Source organism: Massilia suwonensis, from assembly GCF_042655665.1.
Classification (GTDB): domain Bacteria; phylum Pseudomonadota; class Gammaproteobacteria; order Burkholderiales; family Burkholderiaceae_D; genus Telluria; species Telluria suwonensis.
Genome location: NZ_JBHSMR010000015.1, coordinates 180,668 through 198,610 on the forward strand (window position 1 = coordinate 180,668; position 17,943 = coordinate 198,610).

At 64.9% G+C, this 17,943-nt stretch carries 15 protein-coding genes and 1 tRNA gene; 5 read left to right on the forward strand and 11 right to left on the reverse strand.

All coding sequences use genetic code 11. The features are described from left to right. Positions 1 to 30 precede the first annotated feature (30 nt). Complete coding sequence (gene ychF, locus ACFPQ5_RS24360) at positions 31 to 1,122, reverse strand: redox-regulated ATPase YchF (protein ID WP_379761666.1); 1,092 nt, start codon at positions 1,120 to 1,122, stop codon at positions 31 to 33. Between the two features lie 268 nt (positions 1,123 to 1,390). Between ychF and ACFPQ5_RS24365 the strand changes: the two genes are divergently transcribed. Next, complete coding sequence (locus ACFPQ5_RS24365) at positions 1,391 to 2,065, forward strand: discoidin domain-containing protein (RefSeq protein WP_379761668.1); 675 nt, start codon at positions 1,391 to 1,393, stop codon at positions 2,063 to 2,065. Between the two features lie 59 nt (positions 2,066 to 2,124). On the opposite strand, the gene ACFPQ5_RS24370 is transcribed toward ACFPQ5_RS24365, so the two are convergent. Continuing rightward, a complete protein-coding gene (locus ACFPQ5_RS24370; RefSeq protein ID WP_379761670.1) occupies positions 2,125 to 3,222 on the reverse strand; it encodes a patatin-like phospholipase family protein in 1,098 nt (365 codons plus the stop codon). A 217-nt stretch (positions 3,223 to 3,439) separates the two neighbouring features. Between ACFPQ5_RS24370 and ACFPQ5_RS24375 the strand changes: the two genes are divergently transcribed. Beyond that, positions 3,440 to 4,969, forward strand: a complete 1,530-nt coding sequence (locus ACFPQ5_RS24375; RefSeq protein ID WP_379761672.1) for a vanadium-dependent haloperoxidase — start codon at positions 3,440 to 3,442, stop codon at positions 4,967 to 4,969. 9 nt (positions 4,970 to 4,978) lie between these two features. Here the strand turns inward: ACFPQ5_RS24375 and pth are convergent, their stop codons facing one another. The 7 genes from pth to ACFPQ5_RS24410 all read right to left on the reverse strand — a co-directional run bounded on the left by pth (position 4,979) and on the right by ACFPQ5_RS24410 (position 11,054). Then, positions 4,979 to 5,563, reverse strand: coding sequence for an aminoacyl-tRNA hydrolase (pth, locus tag ACFPQ5_RS24380; protein WP_379761674.1), 585 nt, complete (start codon positions 5,561 to 5,563; stop codon positions 4,979 to 4,981). 113 nt (positions 5,564 to 5,676) lie between these two features. Further along, the gene (locus tag ACFPQ5_RS24385; protein ID WP_379761677.1) at positions 5,677 to 6,270 is read right to left on the reverse strand and encodes a 50S ribosomal protein L25/general stress protein Ctc; all 594 of its coding nucleotides are present in this window, start codon (positions 6,268 to 6,270) and stop codon (positions 5,677 to 5,679) included. 191 nt (positions 6,271 to 6,461) lie between these two features. Then, positions 6,462 to 7,412, reverse strand: a complete 951-nt coding sequence (locus ACFPQ5_RS24390) for a ribose-phosphate pyrophosphokinase (protein WP_136219979.1) — start codon at positions 7,410 to 7,412, stop codon at positions 6,462 to 6,464. A 142-nt stretch (positions 7,413 to 7,554) separates the two neighbouring features. Next, a tRNA-Gln gene (locus tag ACFPQ5_RS24395) sits at positions 7,555 to 7,631 on the reverse strand. A gap of 69 nt (positions 7,632 to 7,700) precedes the next feature. Further along, on the reverse strand, positions 7,701 to 8,588 hold the full coding sequence (gene ispE, locus ACFPQ5_RS24400; protein ID WP_379761680.1) for a 4-(cytidine 5'-diphospho)-2-C-methyl-D-erythritol kinase: 888 nt from the start codon (positions 8,586 to 8,588) through the stop codon (positions 7,701 to 7,703). Continuing rightward, entirely contained in the window at positions 8,585 to 9,193 is a 609-nt protein-coding gene (locus ACFPQ5_RS24405; RefSeq protein ID WP_379761682.1) for an outer membrane lipoprotein LolB, read from the reverse strand. The genes ispE and ACFPQ5_RS24405 overlap by 4 nt, the downstream gene beginning before the upstream one ends. Positions 9,194 to 9,257: 64 nt before the next feature. After that, positions 9,258 to 11,054: a tetratricopeptide repeat protein gene (locus tag ACFPQ5_RS24410; protein WP_379761684.1), complete on the reverse strand. Its 1,797-nt coding sequence runs from the start codon at positions 11,052 to 11,054 to the stop codon at positions 9,258 to 9,260. Positions 11,055 to 11,152: 98 nt separating this feature from the next. Here ACFPQ5_RS24410 and mutM point away from each other — a divergent pair, with 98 nt between their 5' ends. Genes mutM through mutY form a run of 3 tightly spaced genes read left to right on the forward strand, consistent with a single transcriptional unit; the run spans position 11,153 to position 15,029 of the window. After that, positions 11,153 to 11,986, forward strand: coding sequence for a bifunctional DNA-formamidopyrimidine glycosylase/DNA-(apurinic or apyrimidinic site) lyase (gene mutM, locus ACFPQ5_RS24415; protein WP_379761686.1), 834 nt, complete (start codon positions 11,153 to 11,155; stop codon positions 11,984 to 11,986). 26 nt (positions 11,987 to 12,012) lie between these two features. Then, positions 12,013 to 13,932, forward strand: a complete 1,920-nt coding sequence (locus tag ACFPQ5_RS24420; RefSeq protein ID WP_379761688.1) for a dynamin family protein — start codon at positions 12,013 to 12,015, stop codon at positions 13,930 to 13,932. Further along, positions 13,929 to 15,029, forward strand: coding sequence for an A/G-specific adenine glycosylase (gene mutY / locus ACFPQ5_RS24425; protein WP_379761690.1), 1,101 nt, complete (start codon positions 13,929 to 13,931; stop codon positions 15,027 to 15,029). Before ACFPQ5_RS24420 ends, mutY begins: the two co-directional genes overlap by 4 nt. A gap of 158 nt (positions 15,030 to 15,187) precedes the next feature. On the opposite strand, the gene ACFPQ5_RS24430 is transcribed toward mutY, so the two are convergent. Both ACFPQ5_RS24430 and aroKB read right to left on the reverse strand, forming a co-directional pair. Then, positions 15,188 to 16,327 carry a deoxyguanosinetriphosphate triphosphohydrolase gene (locus ACFPQ5_RS24430; RefSeq protein ID WP_379761692.1) on the reverse strand — a complete coding sequence of 380 codons (1,140 nt, stop codon included), beginning with the start codon at positions 16,325 to 16,327 and terminating at the stop codon, positions 15,188 to 15,190. Positions 16,328 to 16,332: 5 nt separating this feature from the next. Then, positions 16,333 to 17,943, reverse strand: a complete 1,611-nt coding sequence (aroKB, locus tag ACFPQ5_RS24435) for a bifunctional shikimate kinase/3-dehydroquinate synthase AroKB (protein ID WP_379761744.1) — start codon at positions 17,941 to 17,943, stop codon at positions 16,333 to 16,335.

Below are 17,943 nucleotides of genomic sequence, written 5' to 3' on the forward strand. Positions count from 1 at the left end.
CGGGCTGTCGATGGACCGGTTGCGATCCTGTTAGACGTTGAACAGGAAGTTCAACACATCCCCATCCTTGACAATGTACTCCTTGCCCTCCGCGCGCATCTTGCCCGCTTCCTTAGCGCCCGCCTCGCCCTTGTAGGCGATGTAGTCGTCATACGCAATGGTCTGGGCGCGGATGAAACCGCGTTCGAAGTCGGTGTGGATCACGCCGGCCGCCTGCGGGGCGGTGGCGCCAACCTTCACGGTCCAGGCGCGCACTTCCTTCACGCCGGCGGTGAAATAGGTCTGCAGGCCGAGCAGTTTATAGGCGGCGCGGATCAGGCGGTCCAGGCCCGGTTCTTCCATGCCCATGTCGGACAGGAAGGCCACCTTGTCGGCATCGTCCAGGTCGGCGATTTCCGATTCGATGGCGGCGCTGATCGCGACGATCGGGGCGTTCTGCTTCTTCGCGAATTCGGTCAGCTGGTCCAGCAGCGGGTTGTTCGTAAAACCGGTGTCGGAGACGTTGGCCACGTACATCGCCGGCTTGGCGGTGATCAGGTGCAGCTCGCGGATCATCAGCATTTCGTCGGCGTCCAGGCCGAGGGTGCGGACCGGCTGGCCTTCGTTCAGGTGCGGCAACATGCGTTCGCACAGGGCGACCAGCTTGGCGGCGTCCTTGTCGCCCGAACGCGCCTTCTTGTTTTCGCGGTGGATCGCCTTTTCGACGGCGCCCAGGTCGGCCAGCGCCAGCTCGGTCTGGATGACTTCGATGTCGTCGATCGGGCTGACTTTGCCGGCCACGTGGACCACGTTGTCGTCCTCGAAGCAGCGCACCACGTTGACGATGGCGTCGGTCTCGCGGATGTGCGACAGGAACTGGTTGCCCAGGCCCTCGCCTTTCGACGCGCCGGCCACCAGGCCCGCGATGTCGACGAACTCGACGATCGCCGGCACGATGCGCTCCGGCTTGACGATGTCGGCCAGCGCCTGCATGCGCGGATCCGGCACCTCGACCACGCCGACGTTCGGCTCGATGGTGCAGAACGGATAGTTCTCAGCCGGGATGCCGGCCTTGGTCAGCGCGTTGAACAGGGTGGACTTGCCGACGTTGGGCAGGCCGACGATGCCGCATTGGAGACTCATGGGAATTCTTTCTTTCGATGGTGGTGAGCCGACCGTGCGGCTCGAAACCCCACATTGTAACCGGGGACGGCCCTGAATGCCGCAAAAACAGGCGCGGCGGGAAGTCCTCCATCCGGGAAAAAAAGACGGGGCACTTGTCGGAATTATTTACACCAAGACCGAAAAATTTTCTGCCGAGCAAAAATTTATCTTTCCGTTCAATAACTTAATATTCTGGAACGGAAATTGCTTATAGAAAAGAATGAATCGTTCGACAGGATTTAACGCTATGAAACGTCTCTTTTCTCTTCTTCTCGCCGTCGCCGCGCTGTACGCCGGTGTCGCCCAGGGCGCCGTCGTACGCGGGGTTGGTGACCTGGCCCTCGCCAAACACGACCTCACCGATCCGGAAGACGATGCCGATCCAAACGCCTACGTCAACTACAACGCCGTCTTCCGCTCCTCGATCGAACCGCAGTTCCACGACGAAGGCGCGTTCAACGTGTTCGATAACAAGCTTGGCGGCGGCAACAATAAATGGTGCTGCCACATCAACGGCTGGGTCGAAGCCGACTTCGGCGACAAGCGCTACCAGCTCACCAGTTTCACCGTGTCTTCGGCCAACGATGCCACCGGGCGCGACGCCGACGTCTGGCAGATCCTCGGCTCGAACGACGGCAAGAACTACACGACCATCTTTTCCTACGACCATGACGGCATCTCGCCCTGGGGCAACAGCCGCGACCAGGTCATCGAATACAGCGCGGGCGTCGATTACAAGCTGCCGGCCGCGTACAGCATCTTCCGCTACCAGGCGTATTCCGTAATCAGCGACAACGCGAATCAGCTGGCCGAACTCGAATTCTTCGGACGCGCACCGGCCGAAGTGCCGGAGCCGGCCAGCCTGGCCCTGCTGGGACTGGGACTGCTGGGTTTGGCGGGCTGGCGCCGCAAGCGCGGCTGAGCTTCAGCCAGGAATGAACAAACCGCTGCTTGCAGCGGTTTTTTTATTGCCCGAGGCGTTCAGATGGCGCGCAGGCGCGACAGGTCGGGCCGCTCGACAAAGGCGGCCAGTTCGTCGCGCAGTCTCTGCCCTTCGCGCATGGCCTGCGACCAGGCCCGGATGCGCGCATCGTGGTCCAGTCCATAGAACTTGAAATCGCTGCGGTCCGGCAGTTTCGCGCGCGGCAGGGTTTTGAGGAAAGCGGGCGTCGGGGCGACGATCAGGACATTGTCGAGCCAGGCGCGGTTCGGCCCCCGCGCGCAGCGGCGCCAGGGCATTGCCTTGTCCAGCCAGCCCGGCACGATGTGCTCGTTAAAATGCGGATACAGCACGATACCGTCCGGTTCTTCCTGCTCCAGGCGGCAATAGGGCAAAGCCAGGTGGTAGTCGATGACGCCGCCATCCCAGTAGTAGCCGGGCGGCACGCCGTCGATGTTCGTGACCGGCTGCATGATCAATGGCAGCGTGCCCGAAGCCAGCAGGCTGGCCGCCAGGTTGCCGCGCGTGAGCGTCGAGAAATGGGTGGTAAAACCGTCGAAGCGCTCGCGCAGCCAGGCGGCGGGGGCGCGGGCGTCGCCGATCACGACGCGTTCCAGCAAGCCGCCCAGGCGTTCGCGCGAGGCGACGTTGGTCAGCGCCGCTGCCGCGAAGCCGCGCATCTCGGCGCGCCGGTGCGCGGGTTGCGCCAGGGCGCCCTTGCCGCGCACAGCCAGCAGGTGCAGGCGGTGCTGCGGGTGGCTCAAAATATCGTCCTCGTGGCCGCTGACGAACTCGTGCAGCAGACCCTGCACCACCTCGTGGATCTGGCCGACGCTCGGCTTGGTGCTGGTATAGCGCTGGCCGGCGTACAGTGCCCCAAGACGCTCGAAGGCGCGCACCGGGTCGCGCTGGCAGGCGGCCGCCATGCGCCAGGCGCCGATCGAGGAACCGATCAGGGTGCGTTCGCGCGGGTTGGCGGGCAGCCAGTCGCCGAAGACATATTGGTCGAGCGCCTGGAAGATCAGGCCCTTGGGGCCGCCGGCCGCGGCGGGAATGACGGCGACGTCGCTGGCGCGCAGGCCGTGCGCGCGGATCCGGGCCAGCGCGCGCGGGCCGGCGTGAAAGGAAAGTGCACTCATGCGTTCCATTATCGCAGGAGCTCCCTTCCCATGCAGGCGTCCGCTTTGACCAAAAAGCATTGGACTGGCAGAAAGAATTTCGCCAAGCACTTTAATGCAGAGCAGAACTCCGGCTGGGCCAGATCAAGGCCGCGTGCCGTTGCGCTTGTCTTTCGACTCGTCCGTTTCTAAGCTCGACCTCAGCACTTTCGATTCCTATCCCGACAGGAGAATCATCATGACGTCGCGCGCGGTACTGTTGTGCTTGTCCCTGCTCGTTTCCCTGTGCGGACCACCGGCGTCCGCCGGTACCCGGCCGCCGATCGGCGACGGCGGCCAGCCCTACCAGACCCAGCCCGGCACCCGCGAACTGCCGCCGCGCTATGCGGCGCCAAGCGGACCGAATGCCAAGGCGCGCCTGGCCTACTGGAACGAAGCCGCGCTGCGCGCGAATGCGGTCGACCATACCCCGGCCGTGGTCGGCAATGTCGCGCTCGAGGCCGAGCAGCTGGGTCCGACGCGCAGCAGCCGCGCGACGGCCATCGTCCACATCGCCATCTACGACGCGCTCAACGCCATCGTCAGGCGCTATCCCGGCTACGCGGGCACGCTGCAAGCCTATCCCGACAGCTCGCAGGACGCCGCCATTGCCCAGGCCGCGCACGATACCCTGGTCGCCCTGTATCCGCGCCAGGCGCCGCGCTTCGACGCCTGGCTGAGCGCCGACCTGGCGCGGCTGCCGGACGGCCGTGCCAAGCTGAACGGTATCGACGTCGGACGGCGCGCCGCGGCCGCGATCCTGGCGCTGCGCGCGAGCGACGGAACCTACGATACCGAGCCGGTCGTCGGCGTCGGCTACCAGGTCGGCAATGCGCCCGGCAAATGGCGGCCCGATCCGGTCAGCGGCAGCCCGATCGCGCTGGGCGCTTACTGGCAGGGCGTGCAGCCCTTCGTGCTCGATGCGAGCGATCAGTTCCGGGTACCGCCGCCGCCGGCGCTGAGCAGCGATGCCTACGCGCGCGCCTTCAACGAAGTCAAACGGCTCGGCGGCGACGGCGTGCGCACGCCAACCGCCCGTACGCACGACCAGACCGTGGCCGGCATCTACTGGGCGTACGACGGCACGGCCTGGATCGGCACGCCGGTGCGCCTGTACAACCAGATCGCCGTGCAGCTGGCTCTCCACTGCAGCCGCGACGCGCTCGAGCTGGCGCGCGCGCTGGCGCTGGTCAACGTTGCGATCGCCGATACGACGATGGCCGTCTGGCAGTCGAAGTACGACTACGACTTCTGGCGTCCGGTGACGGCGATCCGCGAAGCCGATCCTGGCACCGGGCCCACGGGTCTCGGCGACGGCAATCCCGCAACCAGGGCCGATCCGGGCTGGACCCCGCTGGGCGCGCCGGCCAGCAACCTGATCGGTCCGGATTTCACGCCGCCCTTCCCGGCCTATGTCTCCGGTCACGCAGGCCTGGGCGGCGCGACCTTCCACATGCTGCGCCGTTTATATGGTGACCGGCAGGCCTTTACTTTCGTCTCGGACGAATACAACGGGATCACGCGCGACAACGACGGCAGCGTGCGGCCGCGCCTGCCGCGCAGCTTCGCCTCGCTGACGCAGGCGGAGGCCGAGAATGGGCAGAGCCGGATCTATCTCGGCGTGCATTGGGAATTCGACAAGACCATGGGCCTGACGCTCAGCCACCAGATCGTCGACACCATTTTCAAACGCGGACTGGTGCGTCCCGCCTCGGGCGGGACGCCGTGAAAGGATGCCTCAGGCGGTGTGCAGCTGCATCATCGCCGTATCGAGCTTGCCCTGGACGGCGAGCGGAACGATGCGCAAGGCCTTGTCGATCGATTCCTCGATCAGACTTTGCTCGTCCTTGCGCGGGCGGTGCAGGACGAAGTCGGCCACGCCCTGCTGCAGGCTCAGGCTGCGCGGATGGCCGATGCCGAGGCGCAGGCGCCAGTATTCCTGGGTGCCGAGGCTTGATGTGATGTCCTTCAGACCGTTGTGGCCGCCCGAAGAGCCGCCCTTTTTCAGCTTGGCCACGCCCGGCATCAGGTCGAGCTCGTCGTGCACGACCAGCACTTCGTCCGGGTTGATTTTATAGAAGCGCGCCAGGGCGCCGACCGACTGGCCGGAACGGTTCATGTAGGTCAGCGGCTCGAGCAGCCAGACTTCGTTGCCGGCGATATTCGTTTTCGCCACCAGCGCATTGAAGCGGCTCTCGCGCTGCAGGCGGCAGCCGGGCAGGCTGTTGGCGAGGTTGTCTACCAGCCAGAAGCCGGCATTGTGGCGGGTTTGTTCGTATTCGGGGCCAGGGTTGCCGAGGCCGACGATGAGGCGGATGGACATAGCGGTCGCGTCAGGAAAAAGAGGATTATCGCTCAAGTAGTACCGGGGATAAAAAAACCCGCCGGCTATGCGCGCGGCGGGTTTCGTCCACAAGCGGCTTGCGCCGCGTGGAATTACTTCTTCTCTTCTTCGGCTTCGGCCGACACGGCACCGCGTGGGATCGACGAGGTGACGATGGTCAGGTTCTGGCCGTGGGTCACAGCGGTCACGCCTTCCGGCAGTTTCAGGTCGTTCACGTGGATCGACTGGCCGGCTTCCAGCTTGCCCAGGTCGACTTCGATGAACTCTGGCAGTTGGCCTGGCAGGCAGGTGACGTCCAGTTCGTTCAGCACGTGCGAGATGACGGCGCTGTTCAGCTTGACGGCTGGCGAGGTCTCGGCGTTGACGAAGTGCAGGGTGACCTTGGTGTGGATCGGCTGCGAAGCGTCGACGCGCTGGAAGTCAGCGTGCAGGACCAGTTGCTTGTATGCGTGCATCTGGAAGTCGCGCAGCAGGACTTGCTGGGTCTGGCCTTCGATTTCGAGGTCCAGCACGGAACCGTGGAAAGCTTCTTTCTTGAGCGCGTGGAACAGGGCGTTGCCGTCCAGGGCGATCAGTTGTGGGGCAGCGGCGCCGCCGTAGATGATGCCTGGGGTCTGGCCAGCCTTGCGCAGGCGGCGGCTCGCTCCGGTGCCCTGCAGGGTGCGGTTGAATGCAACTACTTTCATGTGAAACTCCATAAGTGTGGGCTCGCATGCAGGGAGGTCCCTGCCCGATTGCCCGGTTTGTGCCCGCTCCCGCGACCAGGAGCCGGCCAGGCTGAGCGCCGAACGGCGCGCTCAAGAAAAACGAATTCTTTTACGACACAACGGCGCGCCGGGCTAAAAGCCGGGCGCGCCGTAATTGAAGCGGGTAAAACTTAGTCGACGAACAGCGACATGACCGAGTCGCCCTTGACGATACGTTTAAAGGTTTCGGCCAGCAGCGGAGCACAGGTCAGCTGGCGGATCTTCGGGCAGGCGGCGCCGGCGGCCGACAGCGGGATCGTGTCGGTGACGACCAGCTCGTCCAGCGGCGAGTTCGAGATACGCTCGATTGCCGGGCCCGACAGAACCGGGTGGGTGCAGTATGCAACGACTTTCTTGGCGCCGCGTTCCTTGAGGACTTCGGCGGCTTTCGTCAGCGTGCCGGCGGTGTCGACCATGTCGTCCATGATGACGCAGTTGCGGCCTTCGACTTCGCCGATGATGTTCATGACTTCCGACACGTTCGCCTTCGGGCGGCGCTTGTCGATGATCGCCAGGTCGCAGCCGAGGCGCTTGGCCAGCGCACGGGCACGCACCACGCCGCCGACGTCGGGCGAGACGACCAGCAGGTCGTCGTACTTCTGCTTCTGCAGGTCGCCCAGCAGGATCGGGGAAGCGTAGATGTTATCGACTGGAATATCGAAGAAGCCCTGGATCTGGTCGGCGTGCAGGTCCATGATCAGGACGCGCTCGACGCCGGCTTCTTCGAGCATGTTGGCAACGACCTTGGCCGAGATTGCGACACGCGCCGAGCGTGGGCGGCGGTCCTGGCGGGCGTAACCGAAATAGGGAATGGCGGCGGTGATGCGACCGGCCGATGCGCGCTTGAGGGCGTCGACCATCAGCATGATTTCCATCAGGCTGTCGTTGGTCGGTGCGCAGGTCGACTGCAGGACGAAGACATCCTTGCCGCGCACGTTCTCGTTGATTTCGACCATGACTTCGCCGTCCGAAAACTTCGAGACGACTGCCTTGCCGAGAGGAATACCGAGGCTTTTTGCGACCCCTTCTGCTAGTGCCGGATTAGCGTTGCCGGTAAAAACCATCAGGTTTTCGTAAGCCATGGGAGTCCCGAGAGAAGAGCGATGATACTTTGAAAAACAATCAGCCGGATATACCGGCTGATTAGCGTCAGGGCAGCTGGCTGAGCAACTTACCCGATTTATCCGCTGGACACATTCGTATCGACAGCCCGGACAAAATGAATGGCAGGGGAACAAGGATTCGAACCTTGGTATGCCGGAATCAAAATCCGGTGCCTTAACCAGCTTGGCGATTCCCCTACACGACCTACAGCTTATTGCATCACTTAACGACTGCTCGTCAAACCCTGCAACAGGCAAAATTTTATTCTACAACTCATTGTTTTGCAAGAGCGATTTCAGCGGATGTTGCCTCAAGGACCGGGCTTTCCATGCTTTCCAGTGAGCGGGAACTTGCCCCAACACCTGGTCTGCTTCAGCCTCGCCGGGTAGCGCGCAAAACACGCAAGCACCCGAACCAGTCATCCTTGCTGCACCGTATTGTCCCAGCCATTCAATCGCCTGTGCTACCGGCGGAAATAAACGGGACGCCACTGCTTGCAAATCATTTTTCCCGTAAGCACTTAACTGATGTGCTGCAGGAAAGTCCGCTATTCTAACGGGCTTCGTATCGCGCGTCAAATCCTCGGCGGTAAAAATTGCAGGGGTCGGCACCGAGACGCCCGGCTCGATCACGACGTACCAGCAATCCGGCCCCTCGATCGGCTGCATCGCCTCCCCTACTCCTTCGACGAAAGCCGTGCGGCCGAAGATAAAGAAGGGAATGTCGGCGCCCAATGGCAAGCCAATCGCCATCAATTCCTCGTCGCCGAAGCCGCCCTGCCACAAATGGTTCGCGGCCATCAGCGCCGTCGCCGCATCCGAGGAGCCGCCGCCGAGCCCGCCGCCCATCGGCAGGATTTTATGAATCGCGACGTCGATGCCGGGCACGGCGCGGCCGTGGCGCTGTTGAAACGCATCGGCCAGACGGCGCAGCGCACGCACGATCAGGTCGGATTCCTCCGGCACGCCCGGGACGTCGTTCGTGCGGACGATGCGGCCGTCGTCACGCAGGTCGAAGTGCAAGGTATCGCCGCGGTCGATCAGTTGAAACACGCTTTGCAGCAGGTGATACCCGTCGGCGCGGCGGCCGACGACGTGCAGGAACAGGTTCAGCTTGGCCGGGGCCGGGCAATCGTGCAGCGAACGCGTATTCATGCTGCCGGGTCGAGGATGATCTGGATGGCGAGATCGCCGCCGTTGGCGCCGGCGTTGCGTTCGGCCATGATGTTACGCGGCATTTGCGTGCCATTGGCTCCCGCCTGCCAGGACACGAAACGCAGGCGCCAGCCGTCCTTGGTGTACACGCTGTTGTTGCTCGGGGAAGCAATAAAACGCTTGCCGTCGGCGGCAGTCGCATAACCCTGCAGCCAGTCGCGCAGGCCGGAGACCGGCAGCGACCAGCCCAGCGCCTGCGCGCTCAGGCTATCGATGTCCTGGGCCGTGCGCGGCGGGCGGCCGGCTTCGGTGAGGGTCGCCTGCTGCGGCGTGACGCTGATCGTCGCGACCGTCTGCTTCAGCGGATTCAAAAAGGCGACGTCGATCTGGCCGGGACGCTGCGACCACTCGAAGCCGCCATTGGTCGAACCGGGCTGGCCATCCTTCTGGTAGGTCACCTGCAAGCGGCCGCTCAGCTCGATGGTCTCTTGATAAGGCGCGACGGCGACGACGGAGGTGCCGCCTGTCGATTGCGTGGCGGTGGTGGCGCAGCCGGCGAGCGCGGCAGCAAGAAGAACGGAGGCGAAACGGTGGTTGATCGGCATCGGTCAGTCAGGAATAAAGTGGAAGCGGCGGGCGTCGTGCCCGCCGTGCAATTCCACCATTATTTCACAGCGACTGCCTGAGGCGCGCGAGCGTGCTGCGCAGCGTGTCGTTGTGCGGATCTTTCGCGCGCGCTTCGCGCCACAGCTTCTGGGCGTCGGCCTGCTTGCCCTTCTGCCACAGCACCTCGCCGAGGTGGACGGCGATCTCCGGATCGCGGCGCAGCCCGTAGGCGCGGCGCAGGTGGGCTTCGGCGGCGTCGAGGTTGCCGAGGCGATACTCGACCCAGCCCATGCTGTCCATGATGAAGGGGTCTTCCGGCGCCATGCCGAGCGCCTTTTCGACCAGCGCGCGCGCCTCTTCCAGGCGCACGTTTCTCTCGGCCAGCGAGTAGCCGAGGGCGTTGTAGGCGTGATGATTGTCGGGCGCCAGGCGCATCACTTCGCGCAAGCTCGTTTCCATCGCCTCGAGGTGCCCGGTCTTTTCGGCCAGCAGCGCGAAGTCGTAGAGCAGGTCGGGATTGTTCGGGAAGCGGCGCGTGGCTGCCTGCATCAGCGTAAACGCCTGCTCGTTCTGGCCGGCGTCGCGCAGCACCTGCGCTTCCATCGCCGCGACCTGGGCCTGGGCTACCGGTTCCGAGGGCTTCAGGCTGGCCAGCAGGCGCCGCGCGGCCGGCACGTCACCGCCCTTGCCGAGCAGCTGGGCGCGGCGCAGCTGGGCGCCGAATGCCGCTTTCTCGTCACCTTCGGGCAATTTATCGAGCCAGCCGACGGCCGCCTTGATATCGCCGCGCTCCTCGGCCAGCTGCGACAGGATCAACAAGGCCTTGGAGGGATCGCGTTCGTCTTCCGGATTGCGTCCGAGCACGTCGACGAAGCGCGCAAAATAGCGTTCGGCGTTGCCGGGGTCGTTCAGCTGGGTCGACAGGACGCCGAGCGCATACAAGGTCGTGACGTTGTCGGGCTGCTGCTTGTCGAGCAGCAGGAATTCGCTGCGCGCGGCCTCGAACTGCTTGTCGTTGACCAGCAGGCGGGCGCGGGCGGCACGCACTTCGCGCGCGTTCGGATTGGCCGCGATGAACTTGCCCAGCAGCTCGGCCACCTGCGCTTCGTTCTCGCCGGCCTGGGCCAGGGTCAGGACGGCGATCTCGGAATCGGGTTTCAAGGCCAGGGCAGCGCGCGCCTCGCGCGCTGCCGCCACCTTGTCGCCACGCGCCAGCGCGCCCTGGGCCAGCACCACATGGCCCTCCAGGGTGCCGCGGTAGGGCCCGACCACGCGCTCGAGCATGGCGTTGGCCGCTTCCTTGTCCTTGGCGCGCGCCAGCAGTTGCTGGATCTGGTACAGGACGACGCCGCGCACATTGCCTGGTGTGCCCTCAAGGCGCTTGCGGAAAATTTCTTCTGCGTCCGAGATATTGTCGGACAGGATAACCATCCCCAGATAGTACTGCGTCGCCTCGTCCGACTGCGGGTCGAGCTGGCGCCACTGGCGCACGGCGGCCAGGGTGTCCTCGGGCTGGCGCGCGGCCAGCGCCATTTCGGCCGCGCGGCGCGCCAGGCGCGGGTCGCGCGTCTGCTGCGCCAGGCTCAGCATCGTCAGATAAGGACCTTGCCAGTCGCCGCTGCGGAACGCGAACTCGGCGCGCAGCAGCTGGTTCAGCAAGGTGCTCGTCAGCTCGACTTTCGGCAGGCGTGCTGCTTCCGCATCCGCCTCGGCTTTCGCCGCGAGCTCGGCCTTCTCCTGTGCATCGGCCAGCTGCTCTTGCGACGCCTGCGCCGATTGCACAACAGCGGGCTGCTGGGGCGCCACGGCGCACGCCGACAGCAAGCCGGAGAGGGTTACAATGACGAAAGCGTTTTTCAAGGCAAGTCCATGTGTGGAGTGATGTTCGATTCTACGCCCAAGCCCCGTTGCGCGTGCGCGAGCGCAACACGAATTTACACGTATTTTGTCAGATTTTCATGCCTGAACTCCCCGAAGTAGAAGTGACCCGGCGCGGCGTCGCGCCCCACCTCGAAGGCCGTGTCGTCGAGCAGGTCGTGTTCCGCCGCGAAGGCTTGCGCTGGCCCTTCCCGGCCCACCTGGCCGAGACCCTGGTCGGCCAGCGCATCACCAGCGTCGGCCGGCGCGGCAAATACTTATTGATCGGCTTCGACAGCGGCATCCTGATCGTGCACCTCGGCATGTCCGGACACCTGCGCGTGCTGCCGCCGGGTATCGAACTGAAGAAGCACGACCACTTCGACCTGGTCGTGCGCGAAGGCGCGCAGCTTCACGTATTACGCCTGCACGACCCGCGCCGCTTCGGCGCCGTACTCTGGCATGCCCATGACGACGGCGATATCGAACAGCACATCCTGCTGCGCGGACTCGGCGTCGAACCGCTGGAAGACAAGTTCTCGGCCGAATTGCTGTACAAGGAAACCCGCAAGCGTAGCGCGCCGATCAAGCAGGTGTTGCTGTCCGGAGACATCGTGGTCGGGGTCGGCAACATCTACGCCTGCGAGAGTCTGTTCAAGGCCGGCATCAGCCCGAAAACGCCCGCTTCGCGCATCAGCCGGGCGCGCTACGAGAAGCTGGCGGCGGCGATCCGCGAGATCCTGGCCGCCGCCATCGTGCAGGGCGGCAGCACCCTGAAAGACTTTATTGCCGTGAATGGTCAATCTGGCTATTTCCAGCAGACATATTTCGTCTATGATCGTGCGGGAGTGCCTTGCAGAAACTGTGGCGCGCCGGTGCGCCAGATCAAGCAGGGGCAGCGGTCGACCTTCTACTGCGCCACCTGCCAGCGATAAAAGGCTAACCGAACAGCAGGCGGAACATGTACGACATTCAAGAATACGGCGCCTGGCGCGCCGCGATCGCAGCGGCGCTGGACGACTACCGCGCCGCGCTCTCCAGCTTCGACGTCTCGGACGCGGCCACGACCCAGCGCGTGGCCCAGGCCGCCGCACGCGTGCGCGACGACCGCCTGTCGGTGGCCTTCGTCGCCGAATTCTCGCGCGGTAAATCGGAGCTGATCAACGCGATCTTCTTTGCCGACTACGGCCAGCGCATTCTTCCTTCCGCCGCCGGCCGCACCACGATGTGCCCGACTGAACTGCTGTGGGACGACGCCTGGAAACCCTGCATCCGCCTGCTGCCGATCGAGACCCGCGCGCAGCAGCTCTCGACCAGCGATTACCGCGACGATGCCTCGGCCTGGACCGTGCTGCCGCTGGAACTGGACGCACCGGACCGTATGACGGAAAGCTTCCGCCAGGTCAGCATGACGCGCCGCGTCTCTCCAGAGGAAGCACAGCGCTACGGCCTGTACGACCCGGAGAACCCGGAACTGGCGGATGCCCTCGGGCTCGACGGCCTGGTCGAGATCTCGCAGTGGAGACATGCGATCATCAACCTGCCGCACCCGCTGTTGAAGCAGGGCCTGGTGATCCTCGACACGCCGGGTCTGAACGCGATCGGCACCGAGCCCGAACTGACGCTGAACCTGATTCCGAACGCGCATGCGGTGCTGTTCGTGCTGGCCGCCGAAACGGGCGTCACGCGCAGCGACATCGAAGTCTGGCGCACCCATATCGGCGCCGGGCCGGGCCGCATCGTGGTCCTCAACAAGATCGATGCGATGTGGGATCCGCTGCGCAGCGAAGCCCAGAACGAAGCCGAGATCGCGCGCCAGCAGGCCAGCGTCGCGCAGCAGCTGGGCCTCGGCTCCGAACAGGTGTATCCGGTCTCGGCGCAAAAGGCGCTGGTCGGGCGCATCCAGGGCGACATGGCTTTGTTCGAGCGCAGCCGCGTGGGCGAGCTGGAAACGGCGCTGCTGCACGGCCTGATCCCGCAGAAGAAGGCGATCCTCGGCAATGCCCTGCGCGAGGATTTGAACGCCCTGTCCGGCGCCCAGTCCAGCGTGCTGGCCGCGCGCGCCCGCAATCTGGTCGAACAGCTGCAGGAACTGAAAAGCCTGCGCGGCAAGAACCAGAACGTATTGGCGCACATGATGCGCCGCATCGAAGCCGAGCGGAAGGATTTCGATGCCGGCCTGATGCGCCTGCAGGACGCGCGCACGCGCTTTTCCAAACTCTCGACCGAGCTGTATTCGATCCTCGACCAGGGCGCCGTGGCGCGCCAGGCCGAGACGGTGCGCCTGGCGCTGCAGGCTTCGCGTTTCGCGACCGGCATGCGCGCCCCTGTGCGCAGCTTCTTCGAGAACGTGCGCGCCAGCATGGACGCGGCCGATGCCCAGGTGGCCGAGATCGGCACCCTGATGGACGGCATGCTGCGCGGCTTCGCGGCCGAACACGGTTTGACCTTGTCGCCGCCGGTACCGCTGTCGCTGCGCCGCTACCGCGACGAGATCGATGCCGTCGAGGCGCTGTACGTCAAACAGTTCGGCACCGCGACCCTGCTCATGAGCAGCCGCAGTACCCTGCTCGACCGCTTCTTCGATTCGATCGTCTCCAGCGTGCGCCGCAGTTTCCGCGCCGCGAACGCCGAAGCGGAGTCCTGGCTGAAGCTGATCATGGTCCCGCTCGAGACCCAGATCCGCCAGCACAAGGAGCAGCTGCGGCACCGTTTATCATCGATCCAGCGCATCCACGACGCGACCGACAGCCTGGAGCAGAAGATCGCCGCCTTCGAAGCGAGCCAGCAGGAACTGGACGGCCAGCGCGCGCGCCTGCTTGCCCTGAACAGCGCCGTCGCCACGGCGCTGGACGACACACCCCTGAAGGAAGCTGCTTGAAACGCCTCACCGAATTCGACGACCTGCTTGATCCCACCTTTTCGCAGGCCGTCATCGACTGGCAGCGCGCGCACGGACGCCACACGCTGCCCTGGCAGAACACGCGCGACGCCTACCGCGTCTGGCTGTCCGAGATCATGCTGCAGCAGACGCAGGTCGCCGCGGTGCTGGGATACTATGCGCGCTTCCTGGAACGCTTCCCGACCGTGCAGGCGCTCGCCGCAGGCCCGATCGAGGACGTGATGGCCCACTGGAGCGGTCTCGGTTACTACACGCGGGCGAGAAACCTGCACGCCTGCGCGGTGCGCGTGGTGAACGAGTACGGCGGCGTGTTCCCGGCCGACCCGGCCCTGCTGGCGGATTTGCCCGGCATCGGGCGCTCCACCGCCGCGGCGATTACCGCTTTCTCGAACGGCACCCGCGCCGCCATCCTGGACGGCAACGTGAAACGCGTGTTCGCGCGCGTGTTCGGGGTCGAGGGCTATCCGGGCGAGAAGCGCATCGAGGAAGGACTGTGGAAGCGCGCCGACGCCCTGCTGCCGGTCGAGGGCATCGAGTCGTACACGCAAGGCTTGATGGACCTCGGCGCCACGCTGTGCACGCGTTCGAAGCCCGACTGCGGGCGCTGCCCGCTGCAGGCGCGGTGCGTGGCCTATGCCACCGGCCGCACCGATGAACTGCCGGTGAGGAAGCCGAAGAAGACGACGCCGGAAAAGCGCGCCGACATGCTGGTGGTGATCCACGATGGCGACGTGCTGCTCGAGCAGCGGCCGGGAACCGGGATCTGGGGCGGTTTATTGTCGCTGCCGGAAGTGGACGGACATGTCCACATCGACAATGCGCACGACGGCGGCATTGCGCTGGCGGCGCACGTGCAGACGTTAGGAAGCGTCGATGAAGTGCAGGCGCTGCTGCCGCTGGTGCATGTGTTCACGCATTACAAGCTGCATATCTATCCGCACAAGGTGACGCTGGGCGAACGCGCCACAACGCCTGCAAATCATGTGTGGGTCAGGATGGATGACATCGCGGATGCGGCGCTGCCTGCGCCGGTCAAGAAGCTCCTGCTGGAGCTGGCGCGTCCGAGTTTGTTTTAATGAGAAGACAACAATAATCTAGCGCCGTACCGCGTGGGCATGCCCACCCTACGGTGCACAACCGCCGCGTGACGTAGGGTGGGCATGCCCACGCGTACGTGCCCCCGCATACCACCACAATATCAGCGCCAGCCCCGTTGGCACCGGCGTACAACGGATTACAACTCGTCCAGCGAGAAAATCCGCTTGTGCTCCCGGATCGCATATCGATCCGTCATCCCCGCAATGTAATCGGCAATCTTCCTCGCCTGCTTCATCGTGTCCCCGGACTCCACCTGGTAATCCGGCGGCAGCAGCACCGGGTCCATCATGAAGGCGTCGAACAGCTCGCGCACGATGCGGCTGGCTTTGACGCGCATGCGGTTGACCTTGAAGTGGCGGTACAAATTCGCGTACAGGAAGCGTTTCAAGGCCGTCGTCTCGGCGCGCATCTCGTCCGAGAAGCGAATCAGCGGCTTGGAGGCGCGCACGTCGTCGATGCTGCGCGGCGCGGCTTCCTGCAGCAGCGCGGCCGAGGTCTCGACCAGGTCGGCCGTCATCGCCGTGATCATCAGGCGGATCGTCTCGTACAGCGCGCGCCGGCCCGGCAGTCCGGGATACTGCGCTTCGACCTGGCAGCGGTGGCGCGCGAACAGCTCGACTTCCATCATCTGCTCCATGCTCAGGAGCCCGGAGCGCAGGCCGTCGTCGATGTCGTGGTTGTTGTAGGCGATTTCGTCGGCCAGGTTGGTCAGCTGCGCTTCCAGGCTGGGCTGGCTCTTGTCGATGAAGCGCTGGCCCAGCTCTCCCAGGTTGCGCGCGTTCGTCAGCGAGCAGTGCTTCAGGATGCCTTCGCGTGTCTCGAAAGTCAGGTTCAGGCCGTCGAAGGCGCCGTAGTGCTCTTCCAGGTGATCCACCACGCGCAGGCTTTGCAGGTTGTGCTCGAAGCCGCCGTAGTCCTTCATGCATTCGTTGAGCACGTCCTGGCCGACGTGGCCGAAGGGCGTGTGCCCGAGGTCGTGCGCGAGCGCCGTGGCTTCGACCAGGTCTTCGTTCAGGCGCAGGCTGCGCGCCAGCGTGCGGCCGATCTGGGCGACTTCGATCGAGTGCGTCAGGCGGGTGCGGAACAGGTCTCCCTCGTGGTTCAGGAAGACCTGGGTTTTATATTCGAGGCGGCGGAAGGCCGTGGAATGGATGATGCGGTCGCGGTCGCGCTGGAACTGGCTGCGCGAACCGGGCGCGGGCTCCTCGTAACGACGTCCGCGCGAACCCTTCGAATGTGCGGCATACGGGGCGAGGTGGGCGTCGAAATCGATCATGGTGCTTATCCTTGAGTACAGGCTTCCAGGGTGGCTTTCAACAAATCCTGGGGCACGCTCGAAATGCTCGGGCTGCCCAGGGGTTTCAGCAGGATGAACTTGATCGCCCCGCCCTCGTTCTTCTTGTCGACTTCCATCAGCTCGATCCAGCGCGCGAAGCCGAGGTCCGGCGCCACCGTCGGCAGGCCCGCCGCGTTCACCAGCGCGCGCACGCGTTCCACGGCGGCGGCGTCGATGTGGCCGAGGCGGCGCGACAAATCGGCCGCCATCACCATGCCGCAGCCGACGGCTTCGCCGTGCAGCCAGGCGCCATAGCCCAGGCCCGCCTCGATCGCGTGGCCGAAGGTATGGCCGAAGTTCAGCACGGCGCGCAGGCCGCCTTCGCGCTCGTCCTTGCGCACGACATCGGCCTTGATCTCGCAGGAGCGCGCGATCGCATGCGACAGCGCTTGCGGATCACGCGCCATCAGCTTGCCGATGTTCGCCTCGATCCAGTCGAAGAAGGCGGCGTCGAGGATGGCGCCATGCTTGATCACCTCCGCCAGGCCCGCCGACAACTCGCGGTCGGGCAAGGTGGACAGGGTACTGGTGTCGGCCAGCACCGCGCGCGGCTGATAAAAGGCGCCGATCATGTTCTTGCCGAGCGGGTGGTTGATGCCGGTCTTGCCGCCGACCGAGGAATCGACCTGCGCCAGCAGCGTCGTCGGAATTTGAACGAAGGGCACGCCGCGCATGTAGCTGGCCGCGGCGTAGCCGGTGAGGTCGCCGATCACGCCCCCGCCCAGCGCCACCAGGGTCGTCTTGCGGTCGCATTTGTTCGCCAGCAGCGCGTCGAACACCGCCATCAGCGAGCCCCAGTGCTTGTGCTCTTCGCCATCCGGCAGGACGATCTCGACGACTTCGCGTCCGGCCGCGCGCAGGGGCGCGGCCACCTTGTCCAGGTAGAGCGGCGCGACAGTGGTATTGGAGACGATCGCCACCTTGTTGCCGCCCACGTGGCGCGCGAGCAGGGACGCATCCTTGATGACGCCGGGGCCGATCGCGATCGGATAGCTGCGTTCGCCGAGTTCGACGTTGAGATTGGTGTATGCCGTTTGATTCATCGATGCCCTTGCGCGCCGGGCACGCCCTGCTTCGAGCGCGTCCAGCTGGTCCAAAATTGTCTGAACCATCGATTGTACGTTAGGTCGGCCGGTATCGATGACGAGGTCCGCGATCTCGCGGTACAGGGGTTCGCGCTGGGCCAGCAACTCTTCGAGCTTTTTCCTCGGATCGGCCGTTTGCAGCAGCGGCCGGTTCTTGTCGTGCGAGGTGCGTTGCAGGATGCTGCCGATGCCGGCGCGCAGGTAGATGACGGTGCCGCGTTCGGCGAGATAGGCCCGGCTGGCGGCGTCGAGCACGGCGCCGCCGCCGGTGGCCAGCACGATGCCGCGCTGGCCGGTGAGTTCGCGGATCATGTCCGCTTCGCGCCGGCGGAAGCTGGCCTCCCCTTCGATCTCGAAGATCCACGGGATCGTGGCGCCGGTACGCGCCTCGATCGCATGGTCGGAATCGACGAAGCGCTTGTTCAGCCGGCGCGCCAGCAGCCGGCCGATGGTGGTCTTGCCGGACCCCAT

What these genes read in the sequence shown, in the direction of transcription:
- ychF (WP_379761666.1), bottom strand. Translation starts at nt 1,122, where the DNA reads ATGAGTCTCCAATGCGGCATCGTCGGCCTGCCCAACGTCGGCAAGTCC.
- ACFPQ5_RS24365 (WP_379761668.1), top strand. Translation starts at nt 1,391, where the DNA reads ATGAAACGTCTCTTTTCTCTTCTTCTCGCCGTCGCCGCGCTGTACGCC.
- ACFPQ5_RS24370 (WP_379761670.1), bottom strand. Translation starts at nt 3,222, where the DNA reads ATGAGTGCACTTTCCTTTCACGCCGGCCCGCGCGCGCTGGCCCGGATC.
- ACFPQ5_RS24375 (WP_379761672.1), top strand. Translation starts at nt 3,440, where the DNA reads ATGACGTCGCGCGCGGTACTGTTGTGCTTGTCCCTGCTCGTTTCCCTG.
- pth (WP_379761674.1), bottom strand. Translation starts at nt 5,563, where the DNA reads ATGTCCATCCGCCTCATCGTCGGCCTCGGCAACCCTGGCCCCGAATAC.
- ACFPQ5_RS24385 (WP_379761677.1), bottom strand. Translation starts at nt 6,270, where the DNA reads ATGAAAGTAGTTGCATTCAACCGCACCCTGCAGGGCACCGGAGCGAGC.
- ACFPQ5_RS24390 (WP_136219979.1), bottom strand. Translation starts at nt 7,412, where the DNA reads ATGGCTTACGAAAACCTGATGGTTTTTACCGGCAACGCTAATCCGGCA.
- ispE (WP_379761680.1), bottom strand. Translation starts at nt 8,588, where the DNA reads ATGAATACGCGTTCGCTGCACGATTGCCCGGCCCCGGCCAAGCTGAAC.
- ACFPQ5_RS24405 (WP_379761682.1), bottom strand. Translation starts at nt 9,193, where the DNA reads ATGCCGATCAACCACCGTTTCGCCTCCGTTCTTCTTGCTGCCGCGCTC.
- mutM (WP_379761686.1), top strand. Translation starts at nt 11,153, where the DNA reads ATGCCTGAACTCCCCGAAGTAGAAGTGACCCGGCGCGGCGTCGCGCCC.
- ACFPQ5_RS24420 (WP_379761688.1), top strand. Translation starts at nt 12,013, where the DNA reads ATGTACGACATTCAAGAATACGGCGCCTGGCGCGCCGCGATCGCAGCG.
- ACFPQ5_RS24430 (WP_379761692.1), bottom strand. Translation starts at nt 16,327, where the DNA reads ATGATCGATTTCGACGCCCACCTCGCCCCGTATGCCGCACATTCGAAG.
- aroKB (WP_379761744.1), bottom strand. Translation starts at nt 17,943, where the DNA reads ATGGGGTCCGGCAAGACCACCATCGGCCGGCTGCTGGCGCGCCGGCTG.